Annotated in this window: 24 protein-coding genes and 2 pseudogenes; 16 read left to right on the top strand and 10 right to left on the bottom strand. The window is 64.3% G+C overall.

Going from position 1 to position 24,885, the window contains the following annotated elements:
* On the bottom strand, positions 1–1,051 hold a 1,051-nt coding region (gene icd, locus VMI09_11195), incomplete at its 3' end, for an NADP-dependent isocitrate dehydrogenase (GenBank protein ID HTQ25252.1).
* A gap of 239 nt (positions 1,052–1,290) precedes the next feature.
* Between icd and VMI09_11190 the strand changes: the two genes are divergently transcribed.
* On the top strand, positions 1,291–2,505 hold the full coding sequence (locus VMI09_11190; protein ID HTQ25251.1) for an acyl-CoA dehydrogenase family protein: 1,215 nt from the start codon (positions 1,291–1,293) through the stop codon (positions 2,503–2,505).
* A gap of 127 nt (positions 2,506–2,632) precedes the next feature.
* Here VMI09_11190 and VMI09_11185 read toward each other — a convergent pair whose 3' ends face one another.
* Positions 2,633–3,055 carry a DUF4168 domain-containing protein gene (locus VMI09_11185; protein ID HTQ25250.1) on the bottom strand — a complete coding sequence of 141 codons (423 nt, stop codon included), beginning with the start codon at positions 3,053–3,055 and terminating at the stop codon, positions 2,633–2,635.
* Positions 3,056–3,307: 252 nt separating this feature from the next.
* On the opposite strand from VMI09_11185, the gene VMI09_11180 reads away from it, so the two are divergent.
* Both VMI09_11180 and VMI09_11175 read left to right on the top strand, forming a co-directional pair.
* The gene (locus VMI09_11180) at positions 3,308–3,892 is read left to right on the top strand and encodes a methylated-DNA--[protein]-cysteine S-methyltransferase (protein HTQ25249.1); all 585 of its coding nucleotides are present in this window, start codon (positions 3,308–3,310) and stop codon (positions 3,890–3,892) included.
* Between the two features lie 45 nt (positions 3,893–3,937).
* Positions 3,938–4,795 carry a GNAT family N-acetyltransferase gene (locus tag VMI09_11175; protein HTQ25248.1) on the top strand — a complete coding sequence of 286 codons (858 nt, stop codon included), beginning with the start codon at positions 3,938–3,940 and terminating at the stop codon, positions 4,793–4,795.
* Positions 4,796–4,839: 44 nt separating this feature from the next.
* Here the strand turns inward: VMI09_11175 and VMI09_11170 are convergent, their stop codons facing one another.
* The gene (locus VMI09_11170; GenBank protein ID HTQ25247.1) at positions 4,840–5,547 is read right to left on the bottom strand and encodes a gamma-glutamyl-gamma-aminobutyrate hydrolase family protein; all 708 of its coding nucleotides are present in this window, start codon (positions 5,545–5,547) and stop codon (positions 4,840–4,842) included.
* A 193-nt stretch (positions 5,548–5,740) separates the two neighbouring features.
* Between VMI09_11170 and VMI09_11165 the strand changes: the two genes are divergently transcribed.
* The 9 genes and pseudogenes from VMI09_11165 (at position 5,741) to VMI09_11125 (ending at position 14,588) form a co-directional block, all read left to right on the top strand.
* Complete coding sequence (locus VMI09_11165; protein HTQ25246.1) at positions 5,741–7,414, top strand: AMP-binding protein; 1,674 nt, start codon at positions 5,741–5,743, stop codon at positions 7,412–7,414.
* A 129-nt stretch (positions 7,415–7,543) separates the two neighbouring features.
* Entirely contained in the window at positions 7,544–8,512 is a 969-nt protein-coding gene (locus VMI09_11160) for a cyclase family protein (GenBank protein ID HTQ25245.1), read from the top strand.
* A gap of 4 nt (positions 8,513–8,516) precedes the next feature.
* Positions 8,517–9,737, top strand: coding sequence for a CoA transferase (locus tag VMI09_11155; GenBank protein ID HTQ25244.1), 1,221 nt, complete (start codon positions 8,517–8,519; stop codon positions 9,735–9,737).
* 61 nt (positions 9,738–9,798) lie between these two features.
* Entirely contained in the window at positions 9,799–11,016 is a 1,218-nt protein-coding gene (locus VMI09_11150; protein ID HTQ25243.1) for a CoA transferase, read from the top strand.
* 158 nt (positions 11,017–11,174) lie between these two features.
* Positions 11,175–11,549 carry a nuclear transport factor 2 family protein gene (locus VMI09_11145; GenBank protein HTQ25242.1) on the top strand — a complete coding sequence of 125 codons (375 nt, stop codon included), beginning with the start codon at positions 11,175–11,177 and terminating at the stop codon, positions 11,547–11,549.
* Between the two features lie 101 nt (positions 11,550–11,650).
* Entirely contained in the window at positions 11,651–12,457 is an 807-nt protein-coding gene (locus VMI09_11140) for a sterol desaturase family protein (protein HTQ25241.1), read from the top strand.
* 11 nt (positions 12,458–12,468) lie between these two features.
* The gene (locus VMI09_11135; protein ID HTQ25240.1) at positions 12,469–13,134 is read left to right on the top strand and encodes a TVP38/TMEM64 family protein; all 666 of its coding nucleotides are present in this window, start codon (positions 12,469–12,471) and stop codon (positions 13,132–13,134) included.
* A 15-nt stretch (positions 13,135–13,149) separates the two neighbouring features.
* Positions 13,150–13,260: pseudogene (locus tag VMI09_11130) on the top strand (rhodanese-like domain-containing protein).
* A gap of 128 nt (positions 13,261–13,388) precedes the next feature.
* Positions 13,389–14,588, top strand: coding sequence for a CoA transferase (locus VMI09_11125; GenBank protein HTQ25239.1), 1,200 nt, complete (start codon positions 13,389–13,391; stop codon positions 14,586–14,588).
* Positions 14,589–14,609: 21 nt separating this feature from the next.
* Here the strand turns inward: VMI09_11125 and VMI09_11120 are convergent, their stop codons facing one another.
* From VMI09_11120 to VMI09_11095, 6 genes and pseudogenes are all read right to left on the bottom strand, one after another.
* A complete protein-coding gene (locus VMI09_11120) occupies positions 14,610–15,698 on the bottom strand; it encodes a PHB depolymerase family esterase (GenBank protein ID HTQ25238.1) in 1,089 nt (362 codons plus the stop codon).
* A 1-nt stretch (position 15,699) separates the two neighbouring features.
* On the bottom strand, positions 15,700–16,002 hold the full coding sequence (locus tag VMI09_11115) for a hypothetical protein (GenBank protein HTQ25237.1): 303 nt from the start codon (positions 16,000–16,002) through the stop codon (positions 15,700–15,702).
* 122 nt (positions 16,003–16,124) lie between these two features.
* Positions 16,125–16,604: a GNAT family N-acetyltransferase gene (locus VMI09_11110; GenBank protein HTQ25236.1), complete on the bottom strand. Its 480-nt coding sequence runs from the start codon at positions 16,602–16,604 to the stop codon at positions 16,125–16,127.
* A gap of 37 nt (positions 16,605–16,641) precedes the next feature.
* Positions 16,642–17,118: pseudogene (locus VMI09_11105) on the bottom strand (GNAT family N-acetyltransferase).
* 94 nt (positions 17,119–17,212) lie between these two features.
* Positions 17,213–18,019, bottom strand: coding sequence for an enoyl-CoA hydratase/isomerase family protein (locus VMI09_11100; protein ID HTQ25235.1), 807 nt, complete (start codon positions 18,017–18,019; stop codon positions 17,213–17,215).
* A gap of 56 nt (positions 18,020–18,075) precedes the next feature.
* The gene (locus VMI09_11095) at positions 18,076–19,188 is read right to left on the bottom strand and encodes a 5-methyltetrahydropteroyltriglutamate--homocysteine S-methyltransferase (GenBank protein HTQ25234.1); all 1,113 of its coding nucleotides are present in this window, start codon (positions 19,186–19,188) and stop codon (positions 18,076–18,078) included.
* Between the two features lie 173 nt (positions 19,189–19,361).
* Here VMI09_11095 and VMI09_11090 point away from each other — a divergent pair, with 173 nt between their 5' ends.
* The gene (locus tag VMI09_11090; GenBank protein HTQ25233.1) at positions 19,362–20,591 is read left to right on the top strand and encodes a vWA domain-containing protein; all 1,230 of its coding nucleotides are present in this window, start codon (positions 19,362–19,364) and stop codon (positions 20,589–20,591) included.
* On the top strand, positions 20,588–21,181 hold the full coding sequence (locus VMI09_11085) for a hypothetical protein (protein HTQ25232.1): 594 nt from the start codon (positions 20,588–20,590) through the stop codon (positions 21,179–21,181). Before VMI09_11090 ends, VMI09_11085 begins: the two co-directional genes overlap by 4 nt.
* A gap of 28 nt (positions 21,182–21,209) precedes the next feature.
* On the opposite strand, the gene VMI09_11080 is transcribed toward VMI09_11085, so the two are convergent.
* Positions 21,210–22,397: a kelch repeat-containing protein gene (locus tag VMI09_11080; GenBank protein HTQ25231.1), complete on the bottom strand. Its 1,188-nt coding sequence runs from the start codon at positions 22,395–22,397 to the stop codon at positions 21,210–21,212.
* Between the two features lie 400 nt (positions 22,398–22,797).
* Here VMI09_11080 and VMI09_11075 point away from each other — a divergent pair, with 400 nt between their 5' ends.
* Together VMI09_11075 and VMI09_11070 are read left to right on the top strand one after the other, a co-directional pair.
* Positions 22,798–23,838, top strand: coding sequence for a hypothetical protein (locus tag VMI09_11075; protein ID HTQ25230.1), 1,041 nt, complete (start codon positions 22,798–22,800; stop codon positions 23,836–23,838).
* A partial coding sequence (locus tag VMI09_11070; protein ID HTQ25229.1) for an MMPL family transporter occupies positions 23,825–24,885 on the top strand: 1,061 nt, incomplete at its 3' end. The genes VMI09_11075 and VMI09_11070, both read left to right, overlap by 14 nt.

The raw sequence follows: 24,885 nt of genomic DNA, 5'->3' as shown, positions 1-24,885 counted from the left end.
TGACCTTGTCCTGGTTGGCGTACTTGGGCGCGGTGCCGTGAGTAGCCTCGAAGATCGCATGGCCGGTGACATAGTTGATGTTGGCGCCCGGCGCGATCCCGAGTCCGCCGACCTGGGCCGCGAGCGCGTCGGAGAGATAGTCGCCGTTGAGATTCATCGTCGCCACGACGTCGAAATCCTCGGGGCGCGTCAGCACCTGCTGCAGCGTGATATCGGCGATATTGTCGCGGACCAGGATCTGCCCGGCCGGCGGCTTACCGTCACATTCGTCCCAGGTGACCGCCCTGCCCTTGTACTCGCGCCGCGTGAGCTCGTAGCCCCAGTCGCGGAACGCGCCCTCGGTGAACTTCATGATGTTGCCCTTGTGCACCAGGGTCACGCTCTTGCGCTTGTGCGCGATGGCGTAGTTGAGCGCCGCGCGGATGAGCCGCTCGGAGCCCTCGCGCGAGATCGGCTTGATCCCGATGCCCGAGGTGTTGGGGAAGCGAATCTTGGTGACCTTCATCTCCTCGATCAGGAACTTGATCACTTTCTTCGCCTCGGGCGATTCGGCCTCCCATTCGACGCCGGCGTAGATGTCCTCGGTATTCTCGCGGAAGATGACGGCGTCAAGCTTCTCGGGATTCTTAACCGGGCTCGGCGTGCCCTTGAAGTAGCGCACCGGGCGCAGGCAGACGTAGAGGTCGAGCAACTGGCGTAGCGCCACGTTGAGCGAGCGAATCCCGCCGCCGACCGGCGTGGTCAGCGGCCCCTTGATGCCGACCAGGTATTCCTTGAAGGCCTCGACGGTTTCGTCGGGCAGCCAATTATTGAACTGGTTGAAGGATTTCTCGCCCGCCCAGACTTCCATCCACGCGATCTCGCGCTTGCCGCCGTAAACCTTTTTGAGCGCGTTGTCGAAGACGTATTGCGAGGCGCGCCAGATGTCCGGCCCGGTGCCGTCGCCCTCGATGAACGGAATGATCGGCCGCGACGGCACCTTGAGCTGGCCGTCCGCCCCCATCGTGATCTTCTCGCCGTTGCTCGGAACCTTGATCATCTTGAACGCCATCTGTATTTGACACCCGCCTCTGGAGGATAATTTCGCGCCGCCGCTTGCCGCCCGCGAATTGCGGGCGCGTGCTATCCGGCAAGCAAACCCAAGTCATATAGCAAACGACCGGCGCCGCGGGCAAAGCGCCCGCGCGCATGGCCGACCGGCTGACCATCCGCGCCAGCCATTGCTATAGTGCCCGAACGGACGGCGCGCGAGCAGCGGCTTCAAGCGCAGTATCGCAACGGAGAGACGATATGGATTTCAGTTACACCCCGGAGCAGGAGGCCTTTCGCTCGCGCCTGCGCGATTGGCTGGAAAAGACCTCGGGCGAACTCTTCGGCCGGCGAGGCGACGGGATGGGCGCTTCGACCGCGAGCCTGCTCGACGTCGGTGACGACGCGAAATGGCGCGGCCTGCTCGAATATCATCGGCGCCTCTACGACGCCGGCTACGTCGCGCTGCACTGGCCGAAGCAATGGGGCGGCGGCGGCGCTTCGCTCATCGACCAGGCAATCTACCAGGACGAAGTGTTGCGCCTGGGCCTGCCGCTTTACGGCGCCAATCAGCTTGCGATCGATCGCATCGGCCCGACCATCATCCTGCTCGGCACCGAGCAGCAGAAGGAGCGCTATCTCGCAAAGATGCTCACCGGCGAGGAGATCTGGTGTCAGGGCTACTCCGAGCCCAATTCCGGCTCCGACCTCGCGAGTCTGCAGACCCGCGCCGTGCTCGAGGGCGATTCATTCGTGGTCAACGGCCAGAAGGTCTGGACCAGCCTCGCGCAGCGCGCCCACATGCAGGTGCTGCTGGTGCGCACTGACCCCGCGGCGCCCAAGCACAAAGGAATCTCCTACCTGCTGGTGGACATGAAAAGCCCCGGGATCACGGTCCGCCCGCTGATGCAGATAACCGGCGAGTCGGGATTCAACGAAGTATTCTACGACAACGTCCGCGTACCCAAAGAGAACCTGGTCGGTGAGCTCAACCAGGGATGGCAGGTGTCGATCGCGACTCTGATGTGGGAACGCGCGTCGGGCGGCACGCGCCATCCGGTCGAGCGCACGATCAACGAGCTAATCGAACTGTCGCACGGGATCGAATTCGAGGGGCTGCCCGCGAATCGCCATCCTTACGTTCGCCAGAAACTCGCGCAGTTCGCGATTGAATCGCGATGCCTGCGGCTTAGCCGCTATCGCGGACTGACCGCTCAACTCAAGGGCAAGGTGCCGGGGGCCGAGACCTCTTTCGGCAAGCTGTTCGCAACCGAACTCAACCTGCGCGTCGCGATGTTCGCGGACGAACTGCTCGGAGCCTACGGCGCGCTGATGAAGGAATCGGTCGGAGCGATCGAGGGCGGGCGCTGGGCGATGCGCACGCTGGCGGCGCGCGGGCTTACGATCGCGGCGGGCTCGAGCGAGATCCAACACAACATCATCGGCGAGCGGGTCCTGAAATTGCCCAAAGGGTAATTTTTGCGCGGCACACGAACGGCACCGCCGCCCGGGCGATGCCGTTCGTGCGTGATCGGCGTACCAACCTATGCACGCCGCTTCTCCAGGCGTTGCGCCTGAAGCCGCTTTGCAAGATCGGCCATGGCTACGATGCATGCCCTAGCCCTTGCACGTAGGAAAGGAATTTCTGCTGCAAGGCGCTATCCGTTTTGACTAGCTGAAGGACAGCATTGTACTCCTGCGGGTCCATCCCCTCCTGTTTCACCGCTTCGACCTTCGCAGACTCGCTCTGAGTCGCCAACTGCTCCTTCCGGGCGGTGTCGTCGGTGCTGCTGATTTCCTGCTGCGCCTTTTCCGCTATATCCCGCACCTTCACATACGCGGCCGCGGTGCGTTTCAACGTTGCATCATCGATGGTGCGAGGACTCGCCGCGTCGGCCTGCGCATAAAGCGCGGCGACGCTTCGCGCCGAGCTTCTGTTTGCCACGATCATAGCCGACGACGGTAATGTGATGGTCATGGCGAAGACCGTCGCGCAAACGGCGATCGCGCAGGGTTTGAATAGCATGCGAAAAATCCTCCCTTTCGATGAAACCGCTTTGTATGGAGCGGCTCTGCCGAGCGGGTCCAAAAAACATGCCGCCGGGCGCCGAAGGATCCTCGTGCAAAGGCCGCGGTTTTTTAGGTCGCATGCAGGATGTTCACGACGAAGGTGGAAATCTTGGGCGATGGCGGAACCTTTTTTACAAATCGGGACGTTCGGGGTTGAAGCTCTTGTCTCCAGTTAAAATCGAGAGCAAACCAATCGAGGAACTCCGTCATGAATCAATCAATCGTTCCCGCCGAATGGGGCCCGCGCGGACGCGGCGCCGAGATCAGCTACACCATCGTCGATTCGCCGTTCGGTCGGATGCTGGTTGCGGTGACCGCGCGCGGGATCTGCGCCCTTTCGGTGCATCACTCCGACGCGTTCCAGGAGAGCGAGCTCAGGCGAGATTTTCGCGAGGCCAAAGTATCCCGCGACGACGCCGCCGCGGGTCCCGCCGCGGATGCCGTGCTGCGCTACCTCGGCGGCGAAACTACGCGATGCGAGGCGGCGCTTGAGGTTAGCGGAACTCCGTTTCAGCTGAGTGTATGGCGCGAGTTGTGCGCCATCCCCGAGGGCGCGACAAAGAGTTACGGCGAGATCGCGGCCCGTATCGGACGGCCGTCGGCGGCGCGCGCCGTCGGCCACGCCAACGGATCGAACCCGGTGTCGATTCTGATTCCGTGCCATCGCGCCATCGGCGCCAATGGCAAGCTCACGGGTTATCGATGGGGCCTCGAGACGAAGAAAAAGCTGCTCGCGTTCGAGCAGACCCGCGCCGGGCGCGGCGTATTCCATCAGCAGAACCATCCGGGCTAATCTCTGCGAGATCAGAAAACGCCGGAGCGCGCTGGAAGGTCACCGATGGACGTCAAACTGAGGGAAGGCAGAATCGATGACGCGCAGGCCTGCGGCATCATCGCCTACGAGGCCTTCAAAACGATCGCCGAGGAGCACAACTTTCCGCCCGACTTTCCCGATCCCGAAAGCGCCATCATGGTCCTGTCCTTCGTGCTGGCAAATCCGGGGTTCTACAAAGTGGTCGCCGAACTCGACGGGCGCATCGTCGGCAGCAACGTTCTCGACGAGCGCAGTCCGATCGCCGGCATCGGGCCGATAACCGTCGATCCCGCGGTTCAAGACCGCGCGATCGGGCGGCGCCTGATGCAGGCTGCGATGGAACGCGCCGCCGCGCGCCGCTTTCCCGGCGTGCGGCTCGTCCAGTCGGCCTATCATTGCCGCTCGCTCAGCCTTTACACCAAGCTGGGTTTCGACTCGCGCGAACCGCTGAGCGTCTTTCAGAGTGCGCCGCTTAAGCTTTCTATTCCCGGATACGCCGTGCGGCCGGCGCGCGAAAACGACCTTGAGGAATGCGCCCGGCTATGCGTTCGCGTCCACGGCCATAATCGCACCGGCGAGTTGCGCGAGGCGCTCAGGCCGCGGCACGCCGCCGTCGTCGAACGCGCGGGCCGTATCAGCGGCTACACTTCCGCGATCGCTTTCTTCGGCCATACCGTCGGCGAGACGAATGAGGACGTCGAGGCGCTGATCGGCGCAGCGGACTCATTCGGCGGCCCTGGATTTCTCGTCCCTACGCGCAACAACGAGCTGATGCGCTGGTGCCTGGGCAAAGGGTTACGGATCGTTCAACCGATGACCCTGATGACGACGGGTTTGTATAACGAACCGGTCGGCGCGTATCTGCCGTCCGTGCTGTTCTGAGCGGATACGCTCGTCGCCTTGTCCGCGAGCGAGCCGGGCTGGAATCATGTCCCCTGGATCGGCGCGGCCCAGCGGCCGAAAATCGTCTCGGCGATTTTGCCGAGGCCGGGGAGATGGCGCGGCGCCGACGCCAGGATCTCGTCGCCGTCGATTCCCACCCGCTTGAGCCCCTCGCCGAACTCCCCGACCAGCGCCGCGACGATCTGCTGCGTCATCTCCGCATGGAACAGGAGTCCCCAGGCGTTGTCGCCGTAGCGATAGCCCTGAACCTCTGTAAGCTCGGAGGAAGCGAGCGGGATCGCGCCTGCCGGAAGATCGAAGACATCGCTGTGCCAGTGGCAGGCGACGAATTCCTCCGGAAGCCCGCCCAGCAGCCGGTCGTTTCGAGCCTCGGCGCGCAGCCGCACGGGATACCATCCGATCTCCCGATGCGCGGCCCGCCGGACGTTCGCCCCGAGCGCGGCCGCGAGCAACTGGCTGCCGAGACATATGCCTAGCACCGGGCGGCCCGCCTTGAGCGCACTTTGGATCAGCGCAATCTCGGCGCGCAGGTAGGGATAGCGGTCGAGCTGGTAAACCGCCTCTGGCCCGCCCATCACGATGAGCCCGCCCGCGCCTTTCATGTCGGCGGGAATCGGATGGCCGCCGAAGACGCGCACGTATTGCCATGCGAGCGCCGCCGACTCGAGCGCGTCGGCGATCGCGCCCAGATTCTCGGCCGGATGATGCTGCAGCACCCAGACTTTCGCCATCGGAGGTTCCCCCGCTCAAGTGTACCGGCGAGAGAGCTCCGAGACAAAAGAGCGATCGGCTGCGCTTGGCCAGCGAGCAAAACCAAGTTGATGGAATTGCACAGGCAGATTACGCTTTCGCTTAGGCGCTGCATGGCGCACGTCGCGGGCGCCGCGCCGTCGCGCACGACAGCACCTCGGAGGAATTCCCGCCATGAGCTTCATCGGCCTTCGCGAACAGACGGTCCACGGCGCGAAAAACATCGCGGACGCCCGCGCGCGCCATCAATGGAAAATCCCGGCCGACTACAACGTCGCCGTCGATTGTCTCGACCGCCACGCCGATCTCCGCGACAAGCCGGCGCTCCACTACGAAGATGACGAAGGGCGCGTCGAGACCTACACCTTCGGCAAAATGGCCGAGCTTAGCCGGCGCTTCGCCAACGCGATGGCGGGCCTGGGAATCGAGCGCGGCGACGTCGTCGCGGTCCATCTGCCGCAGCGGCCGGAGACTGCGATCGCGCACATGGGACTCTATCGCATCGGCGCGATCGCGCTGCCGATTTCCAGGCTGTTCGGCCCCGACGCGCTCAAGTACCGGCTCAACAACAGCGCGGCGAAAGCGATCCTGCTCGAACCCGAGAGCGTCGAGAAGCTCGATCCGATTCGCAAGGACGTCGCCGCGCTGCGCCATGTGATCGTCACCGGCGCGAGCAAGGGCGCCCTCGCCTTCGACGATCTGATCGCCAGGGGCTCCGACCAGTTCAGGATGGGCCGGTCGCACGCCGAAGACCCGATCCTGCTGATGTACACTTCGGGCACCACCGGCGATCCCAAGGGCGTTCTGCACGCCGCGCGCTACGTGCTGGGCCACAACGGGATCGACTACTCTTATAATTTCCTGCGCCCGGGCGACCTCTACTACAGCGCGGCCGACTGGGCGTGGGCGGGCGGCCTGCTCGACGGTCTGCTCGCGATCTGGCCCTACGGAATCCCGGTGCTGGCTTACCGCAGCAAGGCCCGGTTCGATCCCGACGTAACGCTCAAACTGATCGAGAAATACGGCGCAACCGTCGGACTTTATCCGCCGACCGCGCTCAAGGCGCTCCGCGAAGTCAAAAACCCGCGCGAAAAGTATCGCGAGCTTCGCCTGCGATGCATCGTGAGCGGCGCCGAGCCGGTCAGCCCCGAACTTGCACGATGGGTTGACGAGCAGCTCAAGGTCGAATTCAATCAGGCCTTCGGCCAGACCGAGGCCAACTACTTCATCGGCAACTGCACGGCGCTCGAAAAGGCCAGCCTCGAGCCGCTCGGCAAGGCCTATCCCGGCCACGAGGTCGCGGTGGTCGATCCTCTAACCGGCATACCGGTTAAAAACGGCGAAACAGGTGAGATCGCGATCCGCATCGACGACCCGGTGGTTATGAAGGAGTACTGGAAGAATCCGTCGGCGATGGCCGAGAAGTTCGTCAACGGATGGTGCGTCACCGGCGACAACGGCCACATGGACGATCAAGGCTACGTCTATTTCCAGGGCCGCTCGGATGACGTCATCAAGACTTCTGGCTACCGCGTCGGGCCGGCCGAGGTCGAGGCCAAGATTATGGAGCATCCGGCGGTTGCCTCGTGCGCGGTGGTAGGAATACCGGACGAACGGCGCGGCCAGTCGATCAAGGCGTTCATCAAGCTGCTGCCAGGCCATCATCCCTCGCAGCACATGATCGACGAGATTCAGAACCACGTGAAGACGCGCCTTGCGGCGCATGAATATCCGCGCGAGTTCGAGTTCCTCGACGACTTTCCGGTGACGGTCACGGGCAAGATCAAGCGCCGCGATTTGCGCGAGCGCGAAATCCAGCGCCTTGCACTGGCGAAGAAGGGTCAATGAAGCGGCCGGCCGACGTTGAGACCGAGACCGCGCCAGGCTGCTATTTCCGCGCGGGGTTTGCTTCAAACGGCACAACGCGGTAAGGAACCGGATCGCTTCACCTTATCGGCGAGAGGAGCAGGAGCACTTATGGCAGCCACAAAACCGGTACCCTTCAGCGAGCTTCTGAAAGACGCGCCCAAGAACTGGGGCCGCTTCGGAGCCAATGATGAAATCGGCGCGCTCAACTTCCTGACCAGCGCCGAGGTCCTGCGCGGTATCCGCGCCGTCAAGCAAGGCAAGGTCTTCACCCTGGGTGTGCCGGTTGCGCGGCCGGGCGGCGACCCGCTCTATCCCTCGCGTTCGCAGCCGATTCGCACCAACGCGATGGACAAGGGCTTCTATATCAGCGGCAAGGCGACGCCGTTTCCGGGCGGGATGGAATACGCCGACGACGTGATCACGATGTACCTGCAGGGCACGACCCAGTACGACGCGCTGGGGCACGTCTGGCATGGCGACACGATCTACAACGGCTACGACGCCAAAACCACGATCGGCAGCCTCTCGAAGTGCTCGATCCAGCCGATCGCCGAGCATGGCGTGGTCGGGCGCGGCGTGCTGATCGACGCGGCTCGCTTCAAGGGCAAGGAGAGCCTGGACGCCGGCGAGCGCATCACGCTCGACGACATGCTGGCCGCGGCCAAGAAGCAGAACTCGCCGATCGAAAAGCACGACATCATCATCATCCACACCGGATGGCTCAAGCGCTTCTACGACAAGGGCGTCGAGGGCATCTTCCCCAAGGGCGTGTTCAACGAACCGGGGCTGGGATATAGCGTCGAGTTGGCCAAGTGGTTCCACGAGATGGAGATTCCGTCGGTCGGCAGCGATACGATCGCGACCGAGCAGACCCATCACGAGGAGAGCGGCACGATGATCCCGCTGCACATGGCGCTGCTCCATTACCAGGGCGTGATCTTCAACGAAATCGACTGGACTCACGACCTCGCCGAGGACTGCGCCAAGGACGGCCAGTACACGTTCCTGTTCGTGGGCGCTCCGCTGAAGGTGGTCGGCGGGGCGGGTTCACCGGTCAACCCGATCGTAATAAAGTAGGACCATGAGCACAGCCAAAGACCCGCGCGGAATTGGCGCGCTCCGGGTGGTCGAATGCGGCCAGGGTGTATCGGCCGCCTTCGGGGCGAAGATGATCGCCGACCTGGGCGCGGAAGTAATCAAGGTGGAGCCCCCGGGCGGCGATCTGACGCGCCGCCGAGGCCCGTTCCCGGCGGACCAGCCCGATCCCGAAAAGAGCGGGCTCTTCGTTTACCTCAACGCCAACAAGCGTGGCGTGACAGCCGATCTGACCAGGCCCGAGGGACGCGACCTGCTCGCGCGCCTGCTCGAGAAGGCGGACATCTTTATTCACAACGTGCCGCCCTACGAGCGCGCGAGCCAGGGCCTCGACAGTGCCGCGCTCTGCGCGAAGTACCCGGGACTGATCGTCGCTACGATCTCGATGTTCGGCGACCGCGGGCCGCGCGCCAACTGGCGCGGCTACGAGCTCAACGCCTCCAATGCCGGCGGCTGGGCGTACCTCAGCCCCGGAGCGTCGCCCTACCCCGAGTTGCCGCCGCTCAAGCCCTTCGGCGCGCAGTGCGATTTCCAGGGGGGCGCGCACGCCGCCCTGACGGCAATCGCGGCGATGCGCCACAAGGTGAAAACCGGCGAGGGCCAGGCTATCGACGTCTGCGAGCGCGAAGCGATCGCGGCGATGCTCGAGATGAATTTCATGCACTGGACCTATGCCGGACGCGAAACCTCGCGCCTGGGCTCGCGCGCACTCGGCCCGTGGTTCCTCGCCGACTGCCAGGACGGCAAGGTCTTCGTCCTCGCGGTCGAAGAGCATCAGTGGCAGAGCCTGGTCAAGCTGATGGGCAATCCCGAGTGGGCCAGCGAGGAGATCTTCAAGGATCGCGTCTCGCGCGCCCAGAACATGGACGCGCTGAAGGCGTTGATGAGCGAGTGGATATCCGGATGGAAAGTCACCGACCTGTACAAGGCGGCGCAGGAGGCGCGGATCCCGTTCGCTCCGGTCAACACGATGCGGCAGATGTATGAAAGCGACCATCTCAAGGAGCGCAAATTCTTCGTGCCGCTGGAACAGCCGGGGATGGGCAAGCTGACGGTGCCGGGCGCGCCCTCGCAGTACGGGAAGATCAAGTGGTCGCTCAGGCGGCCGGCGCCGCACCTCGGCCAGCACACCGAGGAAGTTTTCTGCGGCGAGTTCGGGGTGCCGCGCGATCAACTGGCGAAGCTCAAACAGACAGGTGTGGTCTGAGATCCGCGAGGTTCGCGCAGAGCTGACGTTAGCAAGCTGAGACGTTGCTGGAGAGTATCTTATGGCCGATTCACCTTTGAGCGGCGTGCGCGTTCTGGATTTTACCTGGGCATGGGCCGGACCGTTCTGTACTCAGACGCTCGCCCATCTCGGCGCCGAAGTCATCCGGATCGAAAGCACGCTCAGGCCGTGCGTCACACGGATGCTGCCGCCGTTCGCCGACAGCCAGCCCGGACCCAATCGCGCGGGCTACTTCAATCAGTACAACCAGGGCAAACGCAGCATCCTGCTCGACCTGCAGAAGCCCGAGGCGGTCAAGCTCGCCTATCAGTTGGTGAAGCACTGCGACGTGGTGGCCGACAACTTCGCCGCCGGCGTAATCGGCAAGCTCGGCTTCAGCTATGAGAAGCTGCGCGAGATCAAACCCGACATCATCCAGATTTCGATGTCCGGTTACGGCCAGAACGGCCCGTTCCGCCGCTACGTCGGCTACGGACCGCCGGCCTCGGCACTCTCCGGACAATTCTGGCTGACCGGCTATACGGGCGGCGACCCTTCCGAGATCGGCGTCTCGTATCCCGATCCCAACGCTGGCGTGATGGGCGCGTATGCGATCATCGCCGCCCTGCTCCATCGCGACCTGACCGGCGAAGGCCAGTACATCGACCAGTCGCAGTGGGAAGCGGTGCTCGTGCATATGGCCGAGGGCCTGCTCGAATGGGACATCAACCATCGCGAGCCGGTGCGCAAGGGTAATCATGACCTGGCGATGGCGCCGCACGAGACCTACAAGAGCAAGGGCAACGACGATCAGTGGGTTTCGATCGCGGTCGGCACCGAGGATGAATGGCGCTCGCTCTGCCAGGCGATCGGCCAGCCCGCGCTGGCCGGCGACGCGCGCTTCAAGAGCGCCGAACTGCGCAAGAAAAACGAAGCCGATCTCGATGCGATAATCACCGCGTGGACGCGCGAGCGCGACAAGTGGGAGGCCACCGAGACGCTCCAGCGTGCGGGCGTGGCCGCCTTCCCCTCGATGAGCAATCGCGACCTCGCCGAGGACAAATCCCTGACCGAGCGCGGCTACCTGGTGCAACTCGAGCATCCGGAAGTCGGACGCCGCATGCATGCCGGCATCCCGTGGAAGATGTCGCGCACGCCGAGCGAGATCCGACATGCGGCGCCGCTGCGCGGGGCGGACACCGACGATGTGTTCAAGACCCTGCTCGGCTTCTCGCAGCAGAAGATCGACGAGCTGCGCGTGGCGGAGGTCATCAAATAGTCATCAAGTAACCAAACTGCCCGCGCCGCATAGCGGCCAAGGCTTATGCGACAAGGCGGCGCGCTACATCGGCGCGCCGCCTTTTGCTTTGGCTTCGAGTCCTGGCCAACGATTGCCGACCAGGAAACTGCGAACCTCACAGAGATGGAGATAAGGCTATGACTGCCGAGGAAGAACTGGTGCAACGCTACTTTGATGCGTTCAACAGCCATGACATCGAGGCGGTGATGGCCTGCTTCCACGCGGCCCCGGTAATCGTCGATGCCGCGGGAACACGGTTTGAAGGACGTGACGAAATCAGGCGGCATTACGAGACTGGTTTCGCGCTGATGCCCGATTGTCGCTGCGCCCTTCGCACGCTCACCGGAAACTCGGGCAAGGCTGTCGCCGAATCATTGTTTTTCGGCACGCGGCCGCGAAGCGGAAAAGTAGTCGAAGCTATCGGCGCGGAAGTGGTCGAGATTGCGGACGGCAGAATCAAGGAAATTCGCGATTATCATCGACCGCTCGCTTCAAAATCCGGCACGACGTGAGGATCAAGCGCGACGGCAGAGAATTCTGAACGAATAAGAAACGAGCATTTCATATCCGGCGCCGTGTGCCCTCACGGTACGATCGCGAGGCGATCCAGCCAATGAACGAAGCAGCGATAAGGCTGGGAGTGTTTATCGGGATGCTGACCGCAATGGCGCTTTGGGAAGCCGTCGCGCCGCGCCGCTCGAGGTCGTACTCAAGGCTCAGGCGCTGGCCGAGCAACCTCGCGGTCGTCGCTTTGAATACCGCACTGGTGAGAATCCTGCTTCCCGCCACGGCCGTGAGCCTGGCCCTGCTCGGAGGAAAACGTCACTGGGGACTGCTCAACAACTCGCCGATCCCATACTGGATAGCGGCGACCGGATCGGTCATTTTGCTCGATGCGGCCATTTACCTTCAGCATGTGATGTTTCATGCGGTGCCAGCGCTCTGGCGCGTCCACCGGATGCATCACGCCGACCTGGACTTTGACGTAACCACTGGTGCGCGCTTCCATCCGATCGAGATCGTGCTCTCGATGCTGATCAAGTTCGGCGCGATAGCCGCGCTGGGGACGCCCGCGCTCGGCGCACTCATCTTCGAGGTTCTGCTCAATGCGACCTCGATGTTCAACCACGGCAATGTTCGAATCCCGGCGCAGCTCGATCGCTACCTTCGCTGGCTGACGGTTACACCCGACATGCACCGGGTCCATCACTCGATCGTGGTGGACGAAACCAACAGCAACTTCGGCTTCAACCTGTCGTGGTGGGACCGCTTGCTTGGAACTTATCGCAGCCAACCGGCCGCCGGGCATAACGGCATGACCATCGGCATCGAGCAGTTCCGTGAAGCGCGGGAGTTGTGGCTCGACCGGATGCTGCTGCAGCCCTTCCGCGGACCCGCGGGCAGATACCCGATAACCTAGATGAGTGCGGTATGAAACGCCAAGGCCTCATCCCACGCCTGGTTCTGGCCGCGGGACTCGGCGGAGCGGTCGTATGGCTCGTTCTCCATCGCGAATTTCTGCAAGCGGCTAGGCTGGAGCGCGAACTGGCACGCTTCGGTCCGGCAGCGCCGATCCTGTTCATCCTGCTCTACGCGCTCGCTACGGTCCTCTTTGTTCCGGGATCGGTTCTGACTGTGACCGGCGGGGCGCTGTTCGGCCCTGTGTGGGGAACTCTGTGGAACCTGACCGGCGCCACGCTCGGCGCGACGGTCGCGTTTCTGGCCGCTCGCTACGTGGGCTCGGATTGGGTTGCGCGGCGTTCCGGCGAACGACTGGCGTCGCTAATCCGCGGGGTGGAAGAGGAAGGGTGGCGATTCGTCGCTTTCGTTCGCCTGGTGCCGCTCTTTCCATTTAATCTGGTGAACTATGCCTTCGGATTGACGCGCATTCGGCTAAGCGAGTACGTGCTCGCCTCGTTCCTGTGTATGGCGCCGGGTGCGCTTGCCTATACCTACCTGGGCTACGCCGGGCGTGAGGCGGCGACCGGAGAGGCGGGATCGATTCACAAGGCCCTGCTTGCATTGGCGCTGCTCGCTACCGTCGCTTTCCTGCCTCGGCTTCTCCGCCGGTTAAGGAGAGAGCGCGACACTATTTGACGGACAAAGAAGCGCTCGGTGAGCGCAGCAAAAGTGCTCGCAGCCGCCGGATTCGCAAACGTATTCGTTCTTCGCGGCGGGATGGAGAATTGGAACAAGGCCGGCTACCCGGTCGATGAAATGTGAATCGTAGAATCCCTGGCCGCGAGACTGCGCGTGCGACAAGGCGGCGCGCTACATCGGCGCGCCGGCTTTGTTATATAAAGACTGGCCGCGTACGGCGTCCGCGAGCGCCGCGCGCCCAGAGGTGCCCAGTGCCAGTTCGCCCGCTCGACGATATCCGGGTGCTCGATCTCACCCACTTCTACAATGGCCCGTACGGGACCCTGATGCTCTCCTACCTGGGCGCCGACGTGATCAAAATCGAGCCCCCTAGACATGGCGAGGGGATGCGCGCGCTCTATCGCGCGCCGGGACGCGAAATCAGTATCGGGTTCGCAATCCTCAACGTGAACAAACGCTCGGTCACGCTGAATTTGAAGAGCGACGAGGGCCGCGAGCTGTTCAAGCGGATGGTCGCGCGCGCCGACGTCGTGGCCGAGAACTTCGCCTACGGCGCCATGGAAGGGTTCGGCCTCGGCTACGACGTGCTGCGCGCTATCAACCCGCGGATCGTGTACGCGACCGGCAAAGGCTACGGACTGAGCGGACCCTATCGCGACCTGCCCGCCTTCGACCCGGTGGTGCAGGCGATGAGCGGGGTACTGAGCACCACGGGCGAAGCCGACGGCCCGCCGATGAAGGCCGGGCCGGCGGTAGTCGACATGCTCGGAGGGATTCATTTCGCGGCCGCGATTCTGGCGGCGCTGCGCAACCGCGACCGCACCGGCGAGGGGATGCTGGTCGAGGTCGCGCTGCAGGACGCGATCATACCCGCGCTGACGACTCATATCGGCGCGTACTACGGGATGGGAATCACCGAGACGCGCAACGGTAACGCCTCTCCCGGCGGCGTGATGGTGCCTTACAACGTTTACCCGGCGAGTGACGGCTACGTGCTGATCCTCGCCGGCGACAATCATCGATGGCGCCGGCTGAGCGAGCTCGCCGGACGGCCGGAACTCGGCGACGACCCGCGCTTCGCCACGATGAAGGCGCGCGCGGCCAAGGTCGAGGAGGTGGACGCAGTGGTCGCGGCGTGGACGCGCCAGCATACGCGCGAGGCGGTCATGGCCGCGCTCAACGCCGCGGACGTCTTCTGCGGAATCGTCAAGGAACTGCCGGAAGTGATGACCGACCCGCATCTGCACGCGCGCGGGATGCTGCGCGAGATCGACGATCCGCGCCTTGGCCGCATCACGATCTGGACGTCGCCGCTGCGGATGAACGCCGAGGCGCCGGCGCCGCAATCGCTTGCGCCCGCTCTCGGAGCCGACAGCGACGAATTCCTGCGCACGGAGCTGGGTCTCGACCCCTCCGCGATCGCCGCGCTTCGCGAGCGCAAGGTGATCTAGCGCTGCGATTGCTCCGCGCCGCTAGAAAGGCGGCGCGGACGGGTGCAGCGGATGCGCGCGCAAAAACTCGAGCATCGCCGTGGTCCATTCGTCGGGCCATTCGCCATGATGATGGAGACCGGAGAGCCAGGCTCCCGGGTGATGCATGAACGCGAGTCCGCCATTGGGGTCCGCCCCGCATGCATCCAGGCACGCCTCGACCCGCTTGCCTGAGGCGTCAACGATCACGTCATCGACCTTTGCGCCGGCGTCGCGCAGCTCCGTCGCCAGCTTTTCGCCATTGGGGCAGATTCCGGCGATGTCGCAGCTATTGTGCACGAGCATCACGGGCACGCGTGCATTGTAGATTTGCACTTCGGCGTCGCTCGCCGGTTTGCCGCTGACCGGTTTCTGATGGCACGGATCGACGAGCGCGCCGAACGGATCGGGCCCGGAATAGACGGCCACCGCCGCGACGTTGGGGCGATTGAGCGCGTAGAGCAGGCCCATCGCCGCGCCGTTGGACCATCCGGTCACATAAATCCGCCGCGTATCGACCCTGCCGGTGCGCGCCGCCGCCGCGATGAAATGATCGATCGTCGCCGCGTCGACGTTTTCCGGATACACGGTCTTGCCGACTTTGACGTTGCCCGCCGCACTTAGCTGACGATACCAGTTGTCCCATCCCATCCCGCGGTCGTCCGGCCATTGATAGTAGTGCGCGGTGTTCCGGCCCTGCGGCGCAAGTACTATATAGCCCGGGTCGCCGTGCTCGCCGCTGAGCGAAGTCGTGGCGCGCAGGTCGAGCAAATTGGTGTGCCTGATGGTCCACGGCCCGAACAGCGACGGATGCAGGTAAACCAGCAGCGGAAGTCTGCGGCCGGGCTTCGCCGAGGACGCGTCGTACAGGCAGGCGTAGCGGTCGGTGCCGTCGGTGTCCTTCCAGGGCCCGAGCCTCTCGCCGTCCGCGCAGGCGGGCTTGACCGCGCCGAGCAGCTTGACCGGAGGACTCCCGAATGGACCGCACGCGGCGGTCGTGGCTTGCGCACCCGCAAGTCCGCGCATCGCAGCAGAGGCGATCAGCGCGGCGAGTGACGCAACCTTTGCGGCTGCCGTCAGGAAGTTGCGCACGTTAGAGCATGATTACGGCGCCGCCGAGCACGATCAGCAGTCCGCCGGCCAGCGTTTTGTAGTTGGGTACGTCGCGGAAAAGCGCGAAGGCCACGATCTGGGAGACGAGGAAGAACACCGCGATATACACACCCATCAGGCGTCCGAAATCGAAACCGCCCTGGTTGACCACGACGCCATAGATGAAGAGCGTGAACGCGCCGGCGGCGAGAAAAACCGGCCGCTCCCGCAGACCGATCCGCGTGAGCGCATCGCCGCCCACTTCGAGCAGCGCCGCTATAAGGAGCACGATCGCCGTTTGCATGGGTTCATTCCTCGCGCCTTTGAAAGGCCTCGCGGCCGCCGCACGTCTCCAACATAGCCGGTCGTTATGAAAAATGCCGCCGGACGTAGACGGATGCCTGCGCCGATGCGGGGCTCGCAGCGTTAGTCGCGCGCGGTCTTGACCAGCGCCTCGCCGTCGAGCCGCCACACCGTCCATTCATCCTTCGCGACCGCTCCCCGTGCGCGATAGAATTCTTGCGCGGGACGGTTCCAGTCGAGCACCGCCCACTCCATCCGCGCCCATCCGCGCTCGATCGCGATTTGCGCCATCCGTTTGAACAGTGCCTTGCCGACGCCGCGGCCGCGAAAACGCTCGGGGACGAAAATATCCTCGAGGTAGAGGCCGGGGCGCCCGCTCCAGGTGCTGTAGTTTCGAAAAAAGAGCGCGAAGCCGGCGGGCTCACCGTCGCACTCCGCGATTAGGCACTGGAACGGCGGTTCGGCCTGTTCCATCTGCGAGCGGATTAGCGCGGGCGTGGCCGCGACGGAGCCGGCCGCGCGCTCGTACTCGGCCAGGCCGTGGATGAACTGGAGGATCAGGTCGGCGTCGGCCGGGGTGGCGAACCGGATCTTCGGAATCATCGCATCGCTTCCTCTATGCGCAGTCGCGACGCGCTCGTCACGGACGGCCGATCCCGTAAACCGAGCGTATCACGCCGAACAACTCCGCCTGCCCCTCCAATTTCTCGCCGATGCGCAGCGCGACGCGGATCGAAGCGGCGTTATCCGGATGAATAAGGCTGATGACGTGCTTCAACCCCAGCACCGAGAAGGCGTAGTTCAGCGCCGCCTTCGCGCCTTCAGTGGCGAAGCCGTTGCCCCATCGCTCTCACGCGAGCGTCCACGCGACCTCGAGGCCGGGCCATCCCTCCGGATTGAGCAGCCCAATCCGGCCGACGAACTCGCCCGTCGCCTTCTCTTCGACCGCCCACAACCCGTAGCCGCGGAGTTCCCAGTGTCCCAGGTAGGACGCCATCGCGAGCCACGTCTCGGCGCGAGACTTCGGCCTGCCGTCGCTGAGATACCTCATCACGACGGGGTCCGCATGAAGCGCGGCAAGCGCCTCGAAATCGTTCTGCCGGAATTGGCGCAGCATGAGCCGCGCGGTTTCAAGCGTGGGAATGGAAATCATCGCCGTCCGAGGTTCATTTAAAGTGATACTTTAATTATACTATTCGGCGTCCTCGCGCTCAGCGGCCGCGGTATTGTCCTTCGCGCTTCTCCTTGAACGCCGCCATCGCCTCACTCATGTCCTCGCTCGCAAGACACGAGAGCCCCAGGTAGCCGTCGGCGAAAGTGATGTCGCCGAGACGGCCGTTGCCGAGCGCGCGGAAAAACTCCTTGGTCCGCCGCAGCGCCATTGGCGGCTTGCTTACCAGTTTGCTGGCGAACTCCAAAGCCGCTTCGGTTAAGCGTTCGGCGGGCACCACGCGGTTGACGAGTCCGATCTTCAGCGCCTCCTCGGCGACGATCTCGTTGCACGTCATGATCATTTCCTTCGCCCGGCCCATCCCGACGAGATTGATAAGCCGCGTGACCGAGCCCCACATGTACGGCACGCCGAGCGCAACCTCGGGAATCCAAATGCGCGCGCCGGCGGCCGCGATGCGAAAGTCGCAGGCCATCGCGAGCGAGAGCCCGCCGCCGATCGCAAACCCGTTGACCGCCGCGATCGTGACCTGGTCCAGCCGCTCCCACTCGTCCATCACGCGCCATCCGGTGCGCGCCGCGCGCAGCCGCCCGGCGTCGGTCTGCGCGCCCTGCGCCTTCGCGCCCGCATTCGCCGTCAGCCCGCCGATGTCTGCGCCGGCGCAGAACGAGCGGCCCTTGCCGGTCAGGATAATGACGCGCGATTGATCGTCGTCGCGAAACTCGGCCGCGACTTCGAGCATCTCGGTCAGAAGCTTGCCTGTTATCGGATTGAGCTTCTCGGGCCGGTTGAAATAGACGGTTGCGACTGCGCCCGCGCGCTCGACGATAAAGTTCTCGTAAGCCATCGGTCTCCTTTAGTTTCTCTTGTTGGCGTCCCGGGTTCAGCTCAGTTCGGCTTCGTTCAGCCCCACACCCGCCTTGCGACTTGGACGATCAGCTCGAGCTTGCGCCACTGGTCGTCGATCGAGAGCAGATTGCCGCCGACGGTGCTGGCGAAGCCGCATTGCGGGCTCAGCGCGAGCCGTTCGAGCGGGACGTAGCGCGCGGCCTCGTCGATACGCCGGCGGAGCGCGTCGGCGTCCTCGAGCGCGGGCGTCTTGGTGCTGACCAGTCCCAGCACGGCCATCTTGTCCTTCGGCATGAAGCGCAGCGGCGCGAAGTCGCCCGCGCGCGCCGTGTCGTATTCGAGAAAGAAAGCGTCAACCTCGACCTCGTTGAACAGGCGCTCGGCCACCGCTTCGTAGCCGCCCGCTGCCATCCATCGTGAGCGGAGGTTTCCGCGGCACAGATGCATCCCGACGGTCATGCCCGGCGGCCGCGTGCGGAGCGCATCGTTGACGCCGCCGATATACATCGTGACCAGCGCCTCGGGATCGTCGCCGATCTGGCGCACGCGCTCGCGCACCGCCGAATCGCAGAGCATCGCGAGCGGTACTTCATCGATCTGCAGATAGTTCGCGCCAGCGCGGCCAAGCTCGGCAAGCTCTTCGTGATAGACGCGCAAGAGGTCAGTCCAGAAACCCGCGACCTCGGGATAGACTGCCGGATCGGCGCAGGCCCGGCCGCGAAAAAAATGCATGAAGCTCGGCGCCGGCATCGTAACCTTAGGCACGCGATCGGTGTGGCGGCGGACGAATTCGAACTCGCCCACCGCAATCGGCCGGCTGCGGCGGATTTTCGCGACCGCGTGGCACGTGTCGAAGGGGTAGCTGTTGCCAGCGGCGTCGTGGAACTCGAACATCGAGCGCGCCTCGCCGAAGCCGGCGACCGCCTTGACCAGGCCAAAAGCCCACGAGCCGCGGCGAAATTCGCCGTCGCTGATGGTCGCAAGGCCGACTTTCTCCTGCATCCGAATCGCCTCGATGATCGAGCGGTCTTCGACCTCGCGGTACGCCGCGTCATCCAATCGCCCGGCGGCGTGCGCCTTGAACGCCTCGCGCAGTTCGCGCGGACGCAAGAGGCTGCCGATGTGCTCGGCGCGATGCGGCAGATTCGATTTCGATTGCTCGGCCATCCGTGTATATCGTCGCATTGCGTGGGTTGTTGCAAGGCGTTGCGAGGGCCGGCGCTTCGCCACTATTATCTGCCGGCCTGATTGCGGGCGTGGTCATTGATGATAGCGTTATCAGGGGGACCGGAATCGCTATCGGCTTGGGGATCGCAATTTAATCGCGGGAAATTCTGTCCATGCCGCTTTACGCTGTAGTCATTATCGCGATGGCTTCGGTCGCCGCCCTCGCCTTCGTGCTGAGCCGGATCATGGCGCGGCGCAACGCGCCGCCGGCCGGCGTTTACGAGGACGAAGCGCGCATCGACGAAGCCGGCCACAGCATTCGCGACGCGTTGCGCTTTCTGATCGGGCCGTTCCCGCTCTCGGTCGCCCTACATGTGCTCCTGCTGCTGGTCCTGATCGCGACCATCAAGGTGCAGAACGCGCGCGAGCTGCTGATGGTCACGCTGCAGCAGGTCGGTGGCGGTGGCGGCTCGAAGCACGACGAAATGCGCGACGTCGACATGCCCGAGATGACCATGCCGGACACGATGCCGCAGATGGTGGTGCCGAAGGTCGCGCCTGAAATCTCACACACCGTGGTGCAACCGACGCGCACCTACGTTCGCGACGCATCGGCGGGCGGAATCGGCACCGGCGGCGGCAACGGGATCGGTTCGGGCTCAGGGCCCGGGATGGGCACCGGGTTCGGCGGTTTCATCGGCGAGCTGAGACGCAAAGGGCTCGACATCGTGCTCGTGATCGACGACACCGGTTCGATGGACCTGATCATCAATGACGTGCGCGACCGGATGGACGAGCTGGTGATGGCGATTCACCGCCTGGTCCCGATTGCACGCATCGGCATCGTGGTCTTCGGCGGCCGCAGCGAACGCGTGGACATCGAGCCGCTGACAATTTCCAGCCATCGGCTGCAGACCTTTCTGAGCGGCATCGCCGCCAAGGGCCACGGTTCGCAGGGCGATGTTTATTCGGCGTGCGTAACCGCGGTCAACCAGATGAACTGGAAACCATACGCCAAGAAGGTGATCGTGCTGGTTGGCGACTCTCCCCCGCGCTTCGAGGACTACGGCCCGCTGCTCTCGCTGATCGCCCGCTTCCGTGCGCAGGACGGCACGTTCAACGCCATCGACGTCTCGGCCGAAGAGCACGAGCGCTACGAGCGCGAATTCTGGCTCAAGACGCACAGCGGCCGCCCGCCGGGCGAAGCGATCTCGCCGCTGGCCGAGTTTTACCAGGACACGCGCGAGACCTATAAGATGCTCGCCGCGGCGGGCGGCGGCGGGATGCGCCCGCTGACCCAGAACGTGCACATCAACGAGCAGGTGTTGATCCTCGCGCTCGGCGCGCAGTGGCAGGGCAACCTGGCCGCCTTCGGCCGCCAGATAACCGAAAACGAACAATGACGGATGCTTCGCGGCGCGGCCGCCGGCTGAGGGCCGCGGGATGCCTGGTCGGCGCGATGGCGCTCGGCCTTGCGCTCGCGCATCGCGCGGCCGCGCAAGCGCTCAATCACTCGCAGTTGCAGTCGCTCAACGACAAGCTCTCAACCGAGTTCGGCTACTACCTCGGCGCCGAGGAGGAAAAGCACGCCGACGACAAACCGTACATCGATCTGAGCCAGCGCTTCGAATACATGCCAAGCAGCGGCCGCGACGGAATTATCGTGCACGCCAAGTGCGCCGGCGCCGAGTACGTGCCCAACAAGGGCGAGATGACCAAAGGGATCGCGACCGGCAGGATCAAGTACCTCCAATTCACTTACGCGCTGCGCAACGGGCAGTGGGTCGAGATCGGCAAGCCCTACTGGCAGACCCAATCGCTGGGGGCCAAGGCGGCGCGGCGCATGACCGAGGCGGCCGAGCGCGACGAAGCCGCCGAGGAAGCGGCTCGCGAGCGCGCGATAAGGGGCACGCCCCAGCCGACCGCTCGTCCTTCGGCCTCCGCGGCACCGGCGCCTGCCCCTCTCAATCCGGCGGCGCCCTCGCCCCACTAGCGGTTGACTCTGCACTGACGGCGAATTTTTACGGAGAGTAAATCTCGCACGGCCCGACCAGATCGAACCCGCTCGACGCGTTGAAGCCGAACCCGCCGACCATCAGCACGCGCCCGTCGCTCATCAGCGTTGCGGTGAAGAACTCGCGCGCGATGTGCATGCTGCCCGTGCCTTCGAAGCGGTTGCCCGCCGGGTCGAACAGCTCGGCCGCTGCTGTAACACCGCTCGCGCCGCTGAAGCCGCCGGCGATGAGCACGCGCCCGTCGCCGAGCAGCGTCGCGGTATGGCTGTCATGCGCAGCCATCATGCGCCCGACGGTCTGGAACGCACCGCTGCCCGGGTTGTACACCTCGGCGCTCTCGAGCGCGTGGCCGTTGTTGTCTTCGCCGCCGGCCACCAGCACGCGTCCGTCGTGCAGAAGCGTCGCCGTGTGATGCTTGCGCGCGCTGCGCATGCTCCCGGTCGGAGTAAACCTGCCCGTGGACGGGTTGTAGATCTCGGCGCTGGCGAGCGCGATATCGAAACCGTCTTCGTCGATCCGCTCGCCGCCCGCGATCAGCACCTCGCCGTTCGCAAGCATCGTCGCCGTGTGTCCGTAGCGGCCGACGCTCAGGCTGCCGGTGGGTGTGAACGCGCCAATCCCCGAGTCGTAGAGTTCCGAGCGGGTGACGGCGTAGCCCTTGGCGTCCTCGCCGCCCGCGATCAGCACCTTGCCGTTGGAGAGCAGGGTCGCGGTGTGCAGCTCGCGCCCGGTGATCATCGAACCCGTGTTTGCAAACAGGCCGCTTCCGGGGTCGTAGAGTTCAGCGCTGGCGAGCAGAACCGAGAAGCCGCCCTCGTTGACCTCCTCGCCGCCGGCTACCAGCACTTTGCCATTGGGGAGCAGGGTCGCCGTATGGGCGTCGCGCCGCGTAGTGAGCCTGCCGGTCAGACCGAATTCGCCCTTTTCCGGATCGTAGAGCTGGCAATCGATGAGCCATCCGACGCCGCCGCTGCCGTAGCCGCCGGCGACCAGCACCTTCCCGCTGGGCAAGAGGGTCGCGGTATGGTACTGGCGGGCGGGGTCGATTTCTGCGGTGAGGCTGAAAGTGCCAGCGCGCGCGGGCGCTGCAGCTGCGATGAGCGTCACCAGGGCAATCGCAAAGCTGCAGATCGCCGGGACCGTCACTCGTCTAACCATTTCGGCCTGTCGCACGATTTTGCCGATGATACGCATCTTGTTTAGCTTCTCAACGCGGACGCGACGATTTTCGGCCCTCGGGCGGGCGCATAGGCCACGGATGCGCCGAGTTACCAGACCGACCGCCATCCGCGCAAGCCCGGCACAGCTGGAGCCTCGTCGCCGGGCCCGCTCACCTCACAAATAGCCCGAACGCAAGGACGGTTCCTCGATAACGTCGCCAACAATCGGTCACTTACGCTTGCAACATTTCAGAGCCCGTTATATTGCTTGCGACGCTGCACCATTAGCCAACCTGTAAATGCCGAACAGCAATGCAGGTTTTGCAATGAGATGGCGCGGACGGTTGACGCGAGCAAACCGGCTCTGTTAGACGCACGCGGGCGATGAAGGTCTCGGACGGGGGAAATCCGGGGCCGTACTTGGGGAAGAAAGCATGCGAGTGAATTCTTGCGTGGCAGCGTTGACGCTGCTGCTCTTGGGCGCCTGCCTGATTGGCCTGGCCTCGGCGGCGCCGTTTGTGGTGATGCCGGCGTGGCTCGGGACGCCGCACGACATGGTCTTCTCAATCGCGATGCGTGGCGAGCAAACCTGGGTAGCCGGCAGCTTTGGCATCCTGGTCAAGCGCACGCCGCAATCTCCGTGGAAAACGATTTCAGACACCGGCGGCATGGCGATGCTCGGAATCGCCTTTGCGCCCTCCGGCGATGGCGTCGCCGTCGGGCAGGCCGGCAGCCTCTACGAAGTGGCAGCAGGCTACGACACCTGGACGCGCCATGACGTCGGCACTACCGAGCGGCTGTTCGCGGTCGCGGCGAGCGCCAAGGGCGAGTTTGTCGTCGCCGGTTCGTTCGGCACTATCCTCGACCGGCCGGCCGGCTCCAAAGAATGGCATCAGGTAAATACGACCTGGAGCAGTGGCACGACGCCGCATCTCTATGGCGTAGCGTTCGCCGACGACACGACAGCTTACGTGGTCGGCGAGGAAGAGACGGTGGTAACCGTCAAGGGCGGGGTCGCGACCGACACTCGCGACCTGGGTACGCCGAACAAGCCCAAGGTGCCGGTCGGAGGGACTCCGATGCAGGCGGCCGATGCGGCCGCCGGAATCAGCGGCGCCGCTCCGGTCGAACCCGCGCTCTTCAACATCGTCAAGTGCGGCGGGACGCTCTACTCCTCGGGACAGCAGGGCCTGCTCGTGATCAAAGAGCCCAACGCCGACTGGCGCACCGAGACGATTGCGGGCAAGCCGGATTTCTTCGGTCTGACCTGCACGCCGGACGGTCAACTGGTGGGAACCAGCGCCGGCTTCCTGATGGTTGGTAAGCATCAGAACAACGGATGGACTTGGCAGGAGATGCCAGTCTCTCCGGTCCGGCTCGACTGGATCGCATCAGCCTTTCCGGTAGGACCCGACACCCTGCTTCTGGCGGGACCCGCCGCTGTTTGGGAGGGAAAACTCGATGGCAGTCGGTGAAAGAACCGCTCATTTTCTGATCCGCTACCGCTGGCACTATATCGCGCTGTGCGGCTTGATAACCGTGCTCGCCCTGGTTGGCAGCATGCGGATGGAGTTCAGGACCTCGTTCTCGGACCTTCTGCCCAAGCACAGCACCATCATCGACACCTTCAAGCAGTATTCCCAGTTCTCCACCCCCATCAACGTTGAAATCCTGATCAAGGTCAAAAAAGGCACGATCTACACTCCCGACACGCTCGCTCGCATCTGGCGTCTGACCCGCGCGATCGACCTCATCCCCAGCATCGACCACGTCACCATAACCTCCATCGCGTCGAGCAAAGTCCGCGTCACCAGAGCCACGCCCGAGGGCGCCGAGTCGGTTCCGGTGATGCCCGACATACCGCCCAAGGATGAGGCGGGAGCGCTGGCGGTGCGGGATCGCGCGCGCATCGCTCCCGGCGTGACCAACATCCTGGTCTCGCCCGACGAAAAGGCGGCGATGCTCTCGGCCGGCTTCCACGAAAACGGCATCGACTTCATGCAGGTCTGGAACCGTGTGCACGAGATGCTGGACAAGGAGGCGGACCCGAATATCGAGTACTACCCGGCCGGCCGGGTCATGCTGATCGGCTGGGTTTACTACTACGGCGAGCAGGCGGCATGGATCTTCCTGCTCTCCTTCGCGCTGATCACGATCGCGCACGTCGATTACATGCGGAGCCTCGCCGGCGCCGCCACCCCGCTCATCGCCTGCGCGCTCTCGGCCATCTGGGGCGTCGGCGCGGGCGGCTGGATGGGGCTCAACCTTGAGCCGCTGACCCTGGTCGTGCCGGTCTTGCTCATCGCGCGCGCGCTCAGCCACTCGCTGCAGATGACGCGGCGCTACTATGAAATTCTTTACGAGGTCAAGGATAAGAACCAGGCGGCCGGCGCCGCGCTGGCCTCGATGTTCGCGCCGGCCTGCCTCGGCATCATGTGCGACGTCGCGGGCCTCTACATGACCATCCTTGCGCCGATCCCGATCGTGCAGAAACTCGGCGTGTTGTGCGGAACCTGGTCGCT

This window comes from Candidatus Binataceae bacterium, from assembly GCA_035500095.1.
Lineage (GTDB): Bacteria > Desulfobacterota > Binatia > Binatales > Binataceae > JAKAVN01.
This window is presented reverse-complemented; position numbering and strand designations above follow the sequence as displayed.

What these genes read in the sequence shown, in the direction of transcription:
- VMI09_11135 (HTQ25240.1), top strand. Translation starts at nt 12,469, where the DNA reads ATGAAACGCCAAGGCCTCATCCCACGCCTGGTTCTGGCCGCGGGACTC.
- VMI09_11075 (HTQ25230.1), top strand. Translation starts at nt 22,798, where the DNA reads ATGCGAGTGAATTCTTGCGTGGCAGCGTTGACGCTGCTGCTCTTGGGC.
- VMI09_11190 (HTQ25251.1), top strand. Translation starts at nt 1,291, where the DNA reads ATGGATTTCAGTTACACCCCGGAGCAGGAGGCCTTTCGCTCGCGCCTG.
- VMI09_11095 (HTQ25234.1), bottom strand. Translation starts at nt 19,188, where the DNA reads ATGGCCGAGCAATCGAAATCGAATCTGCCGCATCGCGCCGAGCACATC.
- VMI09_11185 (HTQ25250.1), bottom strand. Translation starts at nt 3,055, where the DNA reads ATGCTATTCAAACCCTGCGCGATCGCCGTTTGCGCGACGGTCTTCGCC.
- VMI09_11150 (HTQ25243.1), top strand. Translation starts at nt 9,799, where the DNA reads ATGGCCGATTCACCTTTGAGCGGCGTGCGCGTTCTGGATTTTACCTGG.
- VMI09_11110 (HTQ25236.1), bottom strand. Translation starts at nt 16,604, where the DNA reads ATGATTCCGAAGATCCGGTTCGCCACCCCGGCCGACGCCGACCTGATC.
- VMI09_11090 (HTQ25233.1), top strand. Translation starts at nt 19,362, where the DNA reads ATGCCGCTTTACGCTGTAGTCATTATCGCGATGGCTTCGGTCGCCGCC.
- VMI09_11080 (HTQ25231.1), bottom strand. Translation starts at nt 22,397, where the DNA reads ATGCGTATCATCGGCAAAATCGTGCGACAGGCCGAAATGGTTAGACGA.
- VMI09_11085 (HTQ25232.1), top strand. Translation starts at nt 20,588, where the DNA reads ATGACGGATGCTTCGCGGCGCGGCCGCCGGCTGAGGGCCGCGGGATGC.
- VMI09_11155 (HTQ25244.1), top strand. Translation starts at nt 8,517, where the DNA reads ATGAGCACAGCCAAAGACCCGCGCGGAATTGGCGCGCTCCGGGTGGTC.
- VMI09_11170 (HTQ25247.1), bottom strand. Translation starts at nt 5,547, where the DNA reads ATGGCGAAAGTCTGGGTGCTGCAGCATCATCCGGCCGAGAATCTGGGC.
- VMI09_11115 (HTQ25237.1), bottom strand. Translation starts at nt 16,002, where the DNA reads ATGCAAACGGCGATCGTGCTCCTTATAGCGGCGCTGCTCGAAGTGGGC.
- VMI09_11175 (HTQ25248.1), top strand. Translation starts at nt 3,938, where the DNA reads ATGGACGTCAAACTGAGGGAAGGCAGAATCGATGACGCGCAGGCCTGC.
- VMI09_11180 (HTQ25249.1), top strand. Translation starts at nt 3,308, where the DNA reads ATGAATCAATCAATCGTTCCCGCCGAATGGGGCCCGCGCGGACGCGGC.
- VMI09_11160 (HTQ25245.1), top strand. Translation starts at nt 7,544, where the DNA reads ATGGCAGCCACAAAACCGGTACCCTTCAGCGAGCTTCTGAAAGACGCG.
- VMI09_11165 (HTQ25246.1), top strand. Translation starts at nt 5,741, where the DNA reads ATGAGCTTCATCGGCCTTCGCGAACAGACGGTCCACGGCGCGAAAAAC.
- VMI09_11145 (HTQ25242.1), top strand. Translation starts at nt 11,175, where the DNA reads ATGACTGCCGAGGAAGAACTGGTGCAACGCTACTTTGATGCGTTCAAC.
- VMI09_11100 (HTQ25235.1), bottom strand. Translation starts at nt 18,019, where the DNA reads ATGGCTTACGAGAACTTTATCGTCGAGCGCGCGGGCGCAGTCGCAACC.
- VMI09_11140 (HTQ25241.1), top strand. Translation starts at nt 11,651, where the DNA reads ATGAACGAAGCAGCGATAAGGCTGGGAGTGTTTATCGGGATGCTGACC.